Origin of the sequence: Acinetobacter sp. CE-15, from assembly GCF_051059255.1 — a bacterium.
GTDB classification, from domain to species: Bacteria; Pseudomonadota; Gammaproteobacteria; order Pseudomonadales; family Moraxellaceae; genus Acinetobacter; species Acinetobacter guillouiae.
Genome location: NZ_CP192737.1, coordinates 2,367,424 through 2,380,889, shown reverse-complemented (window position 1 = coordinate 2,380,889; position 13,466 = coordinate 2,367,424). Strand labels below are relative to the sequence as shown.

Genomic DNA, 13,466 nt, shown 5'->3' with positions numbered 1-13,466 from the left:
GTAGATATCCAGCTTTAACAAAACGATTGCAATGGGAATTAAAATGTAAAACTCCAAGAATTAAGCTATCGCACGCTGAGCAATAGCCAAAGCCTCATTCAAATCCGCTTTTAAATCATCTACATGTTCAAGTCCTGCATGTAGACGCACCAAATATCCACGACTAGGCAAATGACTTTGAGTTCGATAAGGCGTTCCAACTGGCAAAATCAAACTTTCAAATCCACCCCATGACAAGCCGATGTGGAAAAGCTTTAAAGAATCAAAGAAAGCCTCAACAAAGAGCGGATTGTTTTGTTTGAGGTAAAAGGAAAATAAGCCTGTAGAACCAGAGAAGCTCTGTTGCCATAGTTTGTGATATGGATTCATTGCTAAAGCTGGATGGTTTACCACATCAATTGCTGGATGTTCATTTAGATAATGAGCGAGTATCACGCCATTCTCTTCATGTTGTTTTAAGCGAACGGCTAAACTACGCAATCCACGTGATGCTAGATAAATATCATCTGGACTAGTCGTTTCACCAAAAAAGTGTACAACTTTATTTAATTGCTCTATAGATGCTGCATTTGCTGTTGCAGTCCCCATGAGAATGTCAGAATGCCCACCAATATATTTTGTGACAGCCTGAATTGAAACATCTGCACCATGTTTTAAAGGTTGAAAAAACAATGGCGTTGCCCAAGAGTTATCTACTAAAACCTTGGCATTCATAGCATGGCTTATTTCTGAGATTGCAGCAATATCGCTAATTTCAAAAGTAATTGAACCTGGTGACTCTACAAAGACCACACTGGTTTTTTGATTAATTTTGTTCTTTAACTCATCTAAATCACATGAGTTAAAGTATTCAACTTGGATTCCCAGTTTAGGCAGCATACTGTCTGCAAAACTTCGTGTTGGCCCGTAAATATTATCGGCAATCAGAACATGATCACCTGCAGCAACAAATGCCATTAATGCATGTGTACAAGCCGATAGTCCAGATGGAAAAACCATGCATCCTGCCCCACCTTCTAATGCATTAATTGCACTTTCAAAAGACTTTGCTGTAGCAGCACCAAAACGGCCATAATGTTTATAAACACCGCCATTTTGCTTATGATCTTCCCATTCTTTAAAACTATCGACAACGATGGTTGAGCCTCGGTAAACAGGTGTATTCACCAAACCATCAAAACGCTGAGGGGTTCTTCCCAAATTTATGACTTGTGTACAAAAGTGATTCATAGCAGCACCAACATGATTTCTAACAAATATTTCTACAACCAATGATAGATAAAATGCATAGAATTTTTATTTTAAATAAATCACTATTTTTCTAATAAATTAGAATTTCAATCCATATTTATGCAAGTAAAAGGAATTTTATTTCCATATTGAGATAATAAGGTAAATATTTATGATATGGCTGGTTGATATCTTTATTGCTTTATCTCGAATAATTTTTTAAGTGGCATTTGCTTAAAAATATGATTCGTAGATCTGATTTTTATTGGCAATTTACTTTTTCTACTATTTATTGCTCGTTACTAGTCAGACCATCCATGAAGTTTGGACAATACTTAAAATCGCAACTTTACCTATTAAGGTCTAAATTCATTTATATAGAGATCTGTAGCGTTTTAAACTTTTTTAAAATCTGGAGGTCTTTTTTCTAAAAATGCAGCAATACCCTCCTTAACGGTGACATCGAAACTAACTGCTGCAATCGCTCGTGCTTCTAGCTCTAAATGAGTTTCCAAACTATTTTGATGGCTAGAAAGTAGTAATTGGCGAATATTATTGAGTGCAGGCAAAGGCTGATTTGCCAACAAAGTTGCATTTTCTTTTACTCGTTGCTCAAAGTCTGCATCTGAAGAAACCATTGTTAATAATCCATATTCAAATGCCGTACTTGCACTCATTTTTTTATTTGTCATTAAAATTTCTTGAGCTCGTCGTAAATCTACAATTTTGGGTAAATACCACGTGAGTCCAGCATCAGGACTAAGCCCTATACCTGTATATGCTGGACAAAATTGAGCTGAATCTTTTGCTATAACGATGTCACCAATGAGTGATAAACTCATACCCGCGCCAGCAGCAGTACCATTTACAGCAACTAGAAGTGGTTTATTCATTCTAATCAAACGAGAAATCGCGAGATGAAGAATTCCAGCGAGTTCGCTTAAAAATTCTGAGATATTTTCACCCGCAGCTTGAAATTCATCTAAATCACCTCCTGTGCAAAAAAAGCGACCTTCTGCCGTTAGAACAACACAGCGTATGAATTTATTTTGATCACAATAAATAACTGCTTTTAATAATTCTTTAGCAAGATTCAGCGTGATGGCATTACCGTTTTTGGGCCGATTTAATTTGATATACGCTATAGCGTTTTCTACTGTGACTAAAACGTATTTGTACATAATTAAATCCTTATTTTTATATTAAATTTTCAACACTGTTATAAACAGCTTAGAACGTATATGAATACAATCATCATACATGTCGTCAAAAGTGAAAATGTTTTAAGAACTACTTGAGCAATTCTTTTTTATTTTTCGATTACTAAAAAGTCTATCTATCCAACGCTGATATACAGTGTATTTACACGAAGACCACTAAAATAATGCAAGAAATTATTATGCTAAAATTGTTGGATAAATAATGTATAAATTGACAAAAATCTTGGTTCTATATTTGAGAAAACTCAATAATATTAACCGGAAAATGCTCTACCAAAAAGATTTCGTGCAATCACCCAACGTTGAATTTCATTGGCTCCTTCATAGATTTCTCCAATTTTGGCATCTCTATAGATAGATTCCAGTGGATAATATTCCCCTGTTTCTTTAAGCTGTTGGACAAAGCCATATGCACCACAAATTTGAATTGCATCTCGGGAGACCTCTACTGCCAATTGACTGCCTGCAATTTTAGACATTGCTGCTTCAATTTCTGCGTTACCTTCAATATCATAACGATAAGCAGCTTTAATATATAAATTTCTGGCATTTTCAATATTGAGTGCATGATCAGAAAAAGTATATTGCCAATGTTGAAAACGGGCTAACTCTTGACCAAAAACCTTTCTGTTTTTGCTGTAATGAATAGCATAATCAAGCGCTGATTGAGCCATGCCTACACCTATCGCACCAATACCCATTCTTCCAAGAGTCAAAGCAGCTAAAGCAACATTGAGTCCTTTTCCAACTTCACCAACAACATAGCTATCTAAAATAAAAACATCGTTGATGTGTACGTCTGCTGTAAGCTGTGCCTTATTGCCCATTTTTATATCTGGATCACCAACATGAATATTTTTATTGTCCATATCAATGAAAAACATGGTCAAACCGTAATCTGTAGCGCATAACACCAAAATATATTCTGCAACTACTGAGTTGGTAATCCAGCGCTTATGCGCATTAACAATCCAGCCTCCTTCTACTTTTTGAGCATAGCTCTGCATAGATCGAACACTTAAATCTGTACTTGTTAATGGCTCGCTTGTTGCGAATGCTCCAACAAACGTACCTTTTACCAATTTACTTAAATACTTTTCTCGCAAATATGAACTTGCTTTATCCAAAGTATTGCCAACCAGTAGCGCTTGGCCATCAAATAAAGCAGAAGTAGCGCCAGCTGAATAATAAGCAAGTTCTTCCATAACGGTTAACGTTGCTAAAGCTGGATATTTTAAACCACGCCCACCTACATCTTGTGCAAAAGGAATTTGGTATAAACCATGCTCGGCCATGAGATCAAAAACTTCTCTTGGAAAACTGGATTTACTTTCTACAGTATTATTTAATAAATGTGCTTTTGGTTTAATATACTTCTCTGCAAAATATCGAGCTTCATTCCGAATTTCTTTGGTTTCTTCAGGCAAAAAAATATCATTAAACATTTTTTCAGAATTTCTGATTAGCGTATCCATATGAATATTCCATATTATCATTAAGAAAAATTATATAAATAAAACAAAAAGTGCCATATGGCACACCTCCAAAATGATTACTTTTGACACTTCCTTTCATAGATTACATGCACCCGATAAAGGTAATAATTGAACAGTTTTCCTTTAATACCTATAAGTGCTGTTTTAAAAGCGATAGCCAATACCCATGTAACTAATCAATGGATCAACATCAATTTTAACTTTTCCTGAAATCAGATTTTGATTGTTATTTTGGTTATTTACATCAATTTTCGCGTCAATATCCATTTTTGAATAAGATAATGAAGCTACAGCAAACCAATTCGAGTTAAAGTCATAATTAAATCCGACACTAAATATTGGCGCAAAAGCATTTCTAGTGCTGACTTTAATAATAGGTTTGGCATCTGAACTTATGCCAGCAAGGCTATCTCCCGCATTACCGGTTAGAATATTCTGCACCCGATGACCAGCAAGAATAAGGTCATTTTCAATACCTGAATTGATTTTTACATTTTCTAAATAGGCATATAGTATGCCAACACCAACATATGGACGGAATTTGTTAATACCGCTTACACCAAACTGATAATGGGCTTCAATTGCGGGCATCCAAACTCTAGTATCGATTGCATATTTGGACTGGGTAAGATCCGTTATATAGAGTTGTTGTGAAATGGGAATAGTATTTGTACCAATAAGTGCTGTTGATGTGGGTGGTAAATTAACCTGACCAATAACTGGAGCATATACCTGACCAATTCCTTTTGCCTTAACCTTAGGTGGTATACCTGCTTTAAGCTCTAACGAAATATTATCATTTAAATAATAATTAAACATGATACCCATGGTATTAATGTTTTCAACTTCCAAGCCTGTATTAGGGCTAGTCCAATTAGAAGGTTGATTTAGAGTAGCATTACCACTTAAATCGGCTGAAAGGCTTGTTATGCCTAGGCCTTGTATACTGGTAATTACCGTATGTGCTTGTTGCCCTTGAGTTGTTGACTGATCAATTGCGCCCAGAATATTCTGGGTTGAGACATCACCTACTCTATAAGTACTGCCTGCTGAGATCGCGGTCGTATTATTTATATTGTTTGCATCACCTAAGGGTTTTGCATACAACCAGCCGATAGAAATCGAATAGCGTTTAAAATCTGTTTTATCACTTGGTTTAAAATAGGAACTGGCATAAACAGTTTGTGCAGATACAGCACATATAGCTAAACTATATATATAATTTTTTAATTTCATGGATCCATCCAATAGATTTTAATATTTTGAATGAATATTTGACGACAAAATTGAATTAATTTGTATCGTCAAAAAGAACTAATTTATTAGAAATTTTTAATGATGAGGTAAAGCTAATATTTTTGTTGTTGCTCAAAAAAGAGAGATTATTCTTTAAATTAATGCATATTTTCTAGCAATAACTAATGCCCCTGTTCTATTTTTTACACCTAATTTTATGTAAATATTATTAATATGCCATTTTACAGTTGAAAGTGAAATGAAAAGCTCATCTGCTATTTGTTGATATTTTAAACCTGACTCTAACATGCGCAGTAATTCTAATTCTCTTTTTGAGAAAGCTGCTCTATTAAATTTAATCTGATCACTTTCAACATCTAAGCAAAGGTGGTTGCTTAATTCATTGATCAAATTTTTATAATTTTCATCTAAAGTAGATGCTGAACTCTTAATTAATTGAAGTGAAGCTATAGAAAATTTTTCAAAATCAATAAATACTCTAAAATATCCATTTTCAGTAGCCAAAAATAAAGCATGTTTAATCCGTTCCAATGCTTCTTTGTTATTGTTTTCATATTTTAAGGCAATAAATGATTTTAAAATTAAAATTTTACTGAATAAAAATTGGTTTTTTTGCAATTGATTATCATAAAGAAACTCATCGAGAAGTTTAGACACTAAGTTGAAGTTATTTTCATTCAGTTGCATTAATATATTGATATATTTATGATAAATTTTAACTTCTGCGCACTGATCAGTACTATCCTCCACCCTAATATCTATGTTATTTAAACAACTAAAGTCTTTTTCAGTTTTATTTGAAAGCAAATACAATTCAACTTGCTGGTACTGGAGTAATATATGCAACCGTTTCGGATAAATTGAGATAATACCTTGAAGGTTCTCTCTTAAATTTTGTGTGTCAGCCCAGCGTTTTTGAAGTTTATAAGAAGTCGATATTCCAGCGAATGCTGTTTCAACTAAACCATGATTTTTAATATTTCTATATCCAATTTCAAAATATTCTTGGGCTTTTGAAATTTGATTGACTTCGTAATAAATGGCTGATAATAATTGTGAAATTGTAGGTAAAATAGAAGCATCTTCACCTATTTCTTCAATTGTTTTATAAAATTGTCTTTCTAAAACTTTTTGTGCACGATTATATAGACCACAATCAAGAAGAAATAAGCCGTAAAGTAGATTAACCCAAATTTCACCATATATACTGCCTGTATCTCTAATCACTTGTAGTGCATAGTTGATTGATTTTTGAGCCAAATCATACTCAACATTCAATCTGTAACTTAAGTAACTTGCACAAGATACAACTGCCTTATCAAAATTATCGGTGTTTTTATTTTTTTTAAACCAAATTTTTGATTTTTCTAAACTTATTTGGCGTTTATCCTGAAATGTTAATAAGACAATTTCAATCGAATCTAATTTAGCAGAATAAAATTGAAAATCCAGTTCATTTAGATACTGATCATTTTGTAAAGCTAGTCTGAGATCATTTACTCTTTGTTTTGACTCCTCCCATTGATATGAAAATGCGAGCGACCATGCCAGCCAGTAAATTATTTTATTCCAATTAAAATATTTCTCATCTTTTAACTCCTTGACCCAGTTAATCACTGTAGGTAATTCACCTAAGTTCTTAACTAAAATTTCACTGGTTTTGTCAATAACTAGATTTTGAATATGATGGTCTTGACTTAATTTTGCATAATAAGCAGATTTTTTATAATGTTGGTTTTTAATTGACCAGATTGATGCTCGAACAAGTATTTTTTTTGAATTATTATCAATTTGTTGACTGAGTATGAATTCACGCAAGAGTGGATGGACTTTAAATTCTCGATTATTTCGATCTGTATTTTCGATAAATGCTCCGCTATGATACAACTGTTTTAATCTAGATTTACTATCAGTAAATTTTAATGCATAGTTGCAAAGTTCAGCATTCGCCGTTTCAAGAGTAGACAAACCAATCAGGAATTCTTGCATATCAGAATCTAAATTATCTAAAATCTGTTCTTTAAAGAATTGTGAAAATACATAATCCTCACCCGAAAGCTCAAATAACTTTCGTGCATTTTCTTGGTTATTTAATAAATCCTTACAAATAGATATGGCATATGGCCATCCTTGTGTTTTATTAAACACAAATTCAAGTTGACTAGCTGAAATATTGGTATCTAAATACTCGAAAACTTCGACACTATTAAAGCTTAAACTTGATGAATTAATTATTTTAATTTTCTGATTCAGCTCTAAATAAGATATTCTAAATTTTGGAAATATACGTGATGCAATGATCACATGGCAATTAACTTTTTTGTTATCTAATAAATTATCAATTTCATTATTAAAGCAAGCACACTCTATTTTTTCGTAATCATCAATAAAAATATAACATTGACCTGAAGTATATCTTTGTAAAATTTTTTCAATCGTTGAATCTTGTTCCAATTGATGATTAAAAAAAAGACTTAAGGCCGCCAACAAAGAACCTTTTTGCTTTGGGTCAAAATTTGTCTCATCTAGCCAAATACAGCAAATACCATTACTTATTTTCTTGAAATATTCGAAACAGTAGGTCAAAACTGATGTTTTACCATAACCGCCTGGTGCAAATAAGAAATTAAGCTGGATATTCTCTATAGATTGCCGAACTTTATAAAAACAGGAATGAATATAAATATTTTCATTCTTATTGTGCCTTCCTTGGCTTGCTGAAAGCATTATCTTTCTTCCATAAATAATTTATCATTATTTAAAAATTCTCTATAGCTATTCTAATAATGATAATTTCTTCCGATATCTTTATTGTAGGTTATATTTTTTTTGAATGACAATGAAATTGTGATTATTTTTTAAGCACACATTTTTTTAAATCAGACTCAGTTTGAACTAGGTTTAAATCAAGCGCAGTTTTTTGTACAATGAGTTGTTTTGCTGCAATAAAATCTTTTGCTGAATTTACGCAGACTGCCATTTTTAGCAGATTACCTTCAAAGTATAATCTTGAAAATCCACCATTTGCCAAACTCTGCCGAGTAATGACTTGATCATAGCGATCTATTACACCAGCTATTTGTAAACGGTTGTCATATTGTTCAGACCAAAACCATGGTAATGCACTATGCGGGATTGAGTTTCCACTGAGTGTAGCTGCTGCCGTCTTGGCTTGATCAACTGCATTTGCTAAGCATTGCAATCGAACTGATCGTTGTAAATGATCGCTAGGAAAGAAAGTACAATCACCAGCTGCGACGATATCTATGTTGGAAGTACAGGCAAATTTATCTACGACAATTCCATTTTCAATTTCTAGTTCTGCAGTTAATGCTAATTCTACATTCGGTATCACACCGATGCCGATGATGACAGCATCTGCATCGAATTTAGAGCCATCACTGCATAACACACTTTCTACATGGTACTTCCCTTGGATTTCCTTAATCTCGATATTCGTTTTTATTTCAACACCATGCTCAGCATGAAGTTGAATAAAGTAATTCGACATAACTTCATCAAGATTTCTTGACAAAATTCTTGAATGTGCTTCAGCAACTGTTACTTCAATGCCCTGTTCTACGAGTACTGCTGCAATTTCTAAACCGATAAATCCAGCACCAATAATGACGACTTTTTTAACATATTTAAGATGCTCTCGTAGTTTTTGAGCATCACGAATATCTCTCAGATAATGTACACCTTCTAACTTAGAGCCGCGAATATTGAGTTTTCGAGCTCTCCCACCTGTACATAACGCTAATTTGTCATAATTTATTACTTCACCAGAATCCAATACAATGCTTTTATTATGAATTTGAATAAAGTCTACTGATGTAGATAATCGAAATTGAATCTGATATTTTTCAAAATTTGATTCTGGATAAATTAAAGTTATATCTGATTGATTTTTTAGGAATGCCTTTGAAAGTGGTGGACGATGATAAGGTAATATATCCTCATTACCAATCATCAATATTTCACCTTGCCACCCATACTGTCTTAATGATGTAGCAAGATGGATGCCTGCATGCCCCATCCCAACAATGATACATTTCTGACTCATCTAGCAGCAGCCCCCTTCACATCGTTTAATTATTTCAAATAATATTCATCACGTAATAAACGCTTCAACAACTTTCCGTTAGGTTCTCGAGGTAAATCCTGACGAAATTCATAACTGCGTGGACATTTGATGGAAGAAATATGGCTTCGGCAAAAACGATCCAATTCTTTTATTAACTCATCACTTGCATGATGATGATGATACAATTGCACCACCGCATGCACAGATTCACCAAAATATGAATTTGGTATGCCAATCACTGCAATATCCATAACTTCACTGTGTTGAATCAAGACATTTTCAGTTTCTTGAGGGTAGATGTTAACTCCAGCAGAGATAATCATATTGCTTTTACGATCAGTCAAATATAAGAATTTATCTTCGTCTAGATAACCGATATCTCCTACACATGCCCAACCCTTAATGTTATAAGCATCTAGAGTTTTTGCAGGATCTTTATGATATGAAAATTTTGCAGAGTCAGAAAAATATACATTTCCAATTTTGCCTGCTGACAGTTCTTCACCTTCATCATCAAGAATATGGATAACCCCATAAATTGCTCGGCCCACAGTACCAGGATGATCAATCCAGTCCTGAGTATTTGACATCGTCATGCCAATTTGCTCAGTACTACCGTAATACTCATAGATGATAGGTCCCCACCATTCAATCATTTTCTGCTTGGTTGGAATGGAGCATGGAGCGGCTGCGTGGATTGCAACTTTCAAACTTGAATAGTCATACTGATTAAGAATACTAGGTGGCAAATCCAAAATGCGATGAAACATGGTTGGTACCCACTGACTATGGGTAATTTTATATTTTTCTATCGTTTCTAATGCTTTTTCAGCTTCAAATTTTTCCATTATCACTACTGTACCCCCCAGCGTTAATATCGCTCTGCACCATTTAACTGGTGCCGCATGATAATATGGCGCTGGTGACAAATAGATCGTCTGATCCGTTACGGCAAAAGCTTTTTCAACTTGGTTGGCAATAATTTCTGTTGTACCAACAGGTAATCTAGTTAATTCAGGTTTAATACCCTTCGGTTGACCAGTCGTCCCCGCCGAATATAACATTTCATTCCCTTCAAGTAGTGTTCGATTTACTTGTATAGATGCAGCTTCTAGAAGAGGCTCAAGAATGATAATGCCAGAAACATTTGAATCATCTAAAACGAACACGATTGGTTTTTTTTCTAATCGTTGAATCGCATCTACCAACTCTTGAGTACAATATTGAGCACTTAAAATAATGATTTTTGCATCGCAGTCTTCGACGATATAAAGCACTTCAGCGAGTTTTAAGCGAGTATTAATAAAGGTGTAATACAGACCTGCATAGTGTGCACCGCATTGCAAAACTGGGCACTCAATTCGATTTTCTGTCAAAAAAGCAACATGATCACCATATAACAAGCCAAATGAATCATAAATATTCACAAATTTTAATGCATATTCATGTAAATCCTTATAACTTAGAGCTTGTTGAGTTTCAGCTATAATAATCGCTGCTTTATCGGGAGTTTTTGTCGCATATATTCCTGCATAGCGGATTGTCTTCTCAACATTCATCCTTTTATCCTTTTATTAATATTTAAGTTATTGACTGATTAATAAAACAGGCTTGATACAATCCCCAAGCTGATTGGCTCTAATGGCTTCGTTGATTTGCTCGAATGGATAAGTTCTGATCAATTTATCAATGGGTAATTGTCCTTTTTCGTAATAGTGAATTAATTCAGGAATAGACTGATCTGGATCACTATCGCCTTCAATAATTCCTTTAAAGCAAATCCCAGCGGGTACCATTTGCATAATAGTTCCGGGTAGTTTTTGTTCAAATTTTTGCGGTACACCTACAAATCCATAGACGGCTTTGGGAGCCAGAACATTAAAAACATGCTCCATAACGATGTTTACGCCTGAAGTGTCTAAAGCATAATTCACACCAGCCGGTAATATCTTATGGACTTCAGTTTCAATGTCTTGTTGGTGAGGATTAATCACAGCTGTTGCACCTAGCTCAAGGGCTAAGCGACGTCTAGCTTCATAAGGTTCAATCAAAATAATATGTTTACATTTCTGAATTACAGCAGCCATTACTGCGGTCAAACCAACTGTACCTCCACCAATAATCAATACTGAAGAGTCAGGTTCACATGCTAAAGAGCGAGTAATTGCACCAAAACCCGTTTGTATACCGCATCCTAATGGTCCAATTAGCTCTAATGGGATATTTTTAGGTACTGAAACCACATTACGTTGGTGAGCTATGGCATGACTTGCAAAAGATGATTGTCCAAAAAAGCTGCCACCAATAGGATTGTGTTTGGAATCATGTAAGATTGGGCCATCTTTTCGTGTTCCTGCAAAATTTAAAGACGCAAAGAAATAACAATATGCTGGCTGATTTTTCTTACAACTCTTACATTCACCACATGAGGAAAAACTGATTGCGACATGATCACCAACTTTAACTTTGGATACTTTTTTACCAATTTTCTCTACCACTCCCGCCCCTTCATGACCAAGCACTGCAGGCAAAATAATAGGAAAAACCCCTGCGTGCGCAACAAGATCTGTATGACAAATTCCAGCAGCAACAATTTTAACCAATACGTCTTCATCACTTGGTCCAGTAAGATCCAGTTGTTGAATACTAAATGGCTGACTTAAACCGTATGAAACAGCAGCAATAATTTTCATTATTCAATCCCTTTTTCTATGATTTTTTTCATATAACCTTAAATAGGAAATCTAAAATCCATCGTGTTGTTTTGGTATATGGTGGGTAGAATATGTGAGTCAAAAGCATGTTCGTTGTTAAAATTGCACGTTCATGTGAAAAAGCTTTAATCCCCCACTCAGCGTGGTAGTTGCCAATTCCAGAGTTATTTACGCCACCAAAAGGCAAATTATTTTGAAGAAAATGCACCATCGTATGATTTATGCAAGTTCCTCCAGCACTCGTGTTCTGGATCACATGCTCAATACGTACTTTATCTTTACTCCAGATGTACAGTGCTAATGGCTTTGGAGCAGCATTAATTTTATCTAAGACTTCTTGAATATTTTTAAATGAAATAATGGGTAATATTGGTCCAAAAATTTCTTCTTGCATGATTGCAGCATCAGCTGGAATATTTGTAAGTAATGTAGGGGAAATAAAACATTCTTCTTGTATAACGATCCCCCCATAGAGTACTTGTGCGCCTTTTTCTTTGGCATCCTCGAGTAAATGTGTAATACGGGCTGCGTGGCGCTCATTTACAATACGTGCCAGCTGAGCATTTTTTACATTTTCACCTTCACCATATATATTTGAAATATGTTGATTAAACTTGGAAATGAATTTATCTTTAATATTTTCAGCAATATATAAATGGTCTGGAGCTACACAGGTTTGACCGCAATTCAAAAATTTCCCCCAAGCAAGCGTTTTCACTGCCATATCCAAATCAGCTGTTTCATCAATAATGGTGGGCGACTTACCCCCGAGTTCTAAAGTCACACTGGTTAAATTTTTAGCCGCTGCAGCCATCACCACTTTTCCAATAGCAGGTGATCCAGTAAAGAAAATATGATCAAAAGGTAAATTTAATAAATTTGTAGCAACAGAAGCATCTCCTTCAAAAATAGCAACTTCGCTTTCATCAAATGCTTCACGAATTATTTTCACCATGATTTTAGATAAATTTGGAGTTAATTCAGAAGTCTTAATCATGACAGTATTTCCAGAAGCAATTGCTGGAATGAGAGGTCCTAAAGTCAATGTCAGTGGATAGTTCCAAGGAGATATAATTAGACAGCGGCCTCTAGGCTCGTAACGTACTTGTGATGATGTACCGAACATCATCATTGTTGTTTTAATTTTTTTGGGTTTGAGCCATGCTTTTAAATGCTTACAAGTATGCTTAAGTTCCATGATTACCGATAAAATTTCAGTAATCTCTAGCTCCATGGCTGGTTTATTAAAATCAGCAGCACCAGCAACAATAATTTCGGCTTTATTATTTTCTATGCTTTTACGCAATTTTTTTAATTTCGCAATTCTTTGACCAACAGTTGAATTACGTAATCTTAAAGCAGCAGGTTGTTGTAATCTAAAGACACGTATTAATTCATCATTTGGAGCATTTTTCTCAGACTCGGAAAAGTGCAAAGTTTCAGCATTCATTCTCGTATTCCT

9 protein-coding genes are annotated in these 13,466 nt (G+C 34.5%); all 9 read right to left on the bottom strand.

The features are described 5' to 3' along the window. Positions 1-60 precede the first annotated feature (60 nt). The 9 genes from metC to ACQ7EO_RS10940 all read right to left on the bottom strand — a co-directional run bounded on the left by metC (position 61) and on the right by ACQ7EO_RS10940 (position 13,454). Positions 61-1,230 carry a cystathionine beta-lyase gene (gene metC / locus ACQ7EO_RS10980; protein WP_434277280.1) on the bottom strand — a complete coding sequence of 390 codons (1,170 nt, stop codon included), beginning with the start codon at positions 1,228-1,230 and terminating at the stop codon, positions 61-63. 395 nt (positions 1,231-1,625) lie between these two features. Further along, positions 1,626-2,411, bottom strand: coding sequence for an enoyl-CoA hydratase/isomerase family protein (locus tag ACQ7EO_RS10975; protein WP_434277278.1), 786 nt, complete (start codon positions 2,409-2,411; stop codon positions 1,626-1,628). Positions 2,412-2,704: 293 nt separating this feature from the next. Then, positions 2,705-3,925: an acyl-CoA dehydrogenase family protein gene (locus ACQ7EO_RS10970; RefSeq protein WP_434277277.1), complete on the bottom strand. Its 1,221-nt coding sequence runs from the start codon at positions 3,923-3,925 to the stop codon at positions 2,705-2,707. Positions 3,926-4,090: 165 nt separating this feature from the next. Continuing rightward, on the bottom strand, positions 4,091-5,182 hold the full coding sequence (locus ACQ7EO_RS10965; protein ID WP_434277276.1) for an OmpW/AlkL family protein: 1,092 nt from the start codon (positions 5,180-5,182) through the stop codon (positions 4,091-4,093). Positions 5,183-5,335: 153 nt separating this feature from the next. Beyond that, positions 5,336-7,930 carry a LuxR C-terminal-related transcriptional regulator gene (locus ACQ7EO_RS10960; protein WP_434277275.1) on the bottom strand — a complete coding sequence of 865 codons (2,595 nt, stop codon included), beginning with the start codon at positions 7,928-7,930 and terminating at the stop codon, positions 5,336-5,338. Between the two features lie 124 nt (positions 7,931-8,054). Beyond that, complete coding sequence (locus tag ACQ7EO_RS10955; protein WP_434277273.1) at positions 8,055-9,269, bottom strand: NAD(P)/FAD-dependent oxidoreductase; 1,215 nt, start codon at positions 9,267-9,269, stop codon at positions 8,055-8,057. A gap of 29 nt (positions 9,270-9,298) precedes the next feature. Continuing rightward, entirely contained in the window at positions 9,299-10,849 is a 1,551-nt protein-coding gene (locus ACQ7EO_RS10950) for an AMP-binding protein (protein ID WP_434277271.1), read from the bottom strand. Between the two features lie 27 nt (positions 10,850-10,876). Further along, entirely contained in the window at positions 10,877-11,983 is a 1,107-nt protein-coding gene (locus ACQ7EO_RS10945; protein WP_434277270.1) for an NAD(P)-dependent alcohol dehydrogenase, read from the bottom strand. 28 nt (positions 11,984-12,011) lie between these two features. Then, positions 12,012-13,454: an aldehyde dehydrogenase family protein gene (locus ACQ7EO_RS10940; protein ID WP_434277268.1), complete on the bottom strand. Its 1,443-nt coding sequence runs from the start codon at positions 13,452-13,454 to the stop codon at positions 12,012-12,014. Between the last annotated feature and the right edge of the window lie 12 nt (positions 13,455-13,466).

Coding starts and splice junctions, on each gene's coding strand:
- ACQ7EO_RS10965 (WP_434277276.1), bottom strand. CDS start 5,182: ATGAAATTAAAAAATTATATATATAGTTTAGCTATATGTGCTGTATCT.
- ACQ7EO_RS10945 (WP_434277270.1), bottom strand. CDS start 11,983: ATGAAAATTATTGCTGCTGTTTCATACGGTTTAAGTCAGCCATTTAGT.
- ACQ7EO_RS10970 (WP_434277277.1), bottom strand. CDS start 3,925: ATGGATACGCTAATCAGAAATTCTGAAAAAATGTTTAATGATATTTTT.
- ACQ7EO_RS10950 (WP_434277271.1), bottom strand. CDS start 10,849: ATGAATGTTGAGAAGACAATCCGCTATGCAGGAATATATGCGACAAAA.
- ACQ7EO_RS10960 (WP_434277275.1), bottom strand. CDS start 7,930: ATGCTTTCAGCAAGCCAAGGAAGGCACAATAAGAATGAAAATATTTAT.
- metC (WP_434277280.1), bottom strand. CDS start 1,230: ATGAATCACTTTTGTACACAAGTCATAAATTTGGGAAGAACCCCTCAG.
- ACQ7EO_RS10955 (WP_434277273.1), bottom strand. CDS start 9,269: ATGAGTCAGAAATGTATCATTGTTGGGATGGGGCATGCAGGCATCCAT.
- ACQ7EO_RS10975 (WP_434277278.1), bottom strand. CDS start 2,411: ATGTACAAATACGTTTTAGTCACAGTAGAAAACGCTATAGCGTATATC.
- ACQ7EO_RS10940 (WP_434277268.1), bottom strand. CDS start 13,454: ATGAATGCTGAAACTTTGCACTTTTCCGAGTCTGAGAAAAATGCTCCA.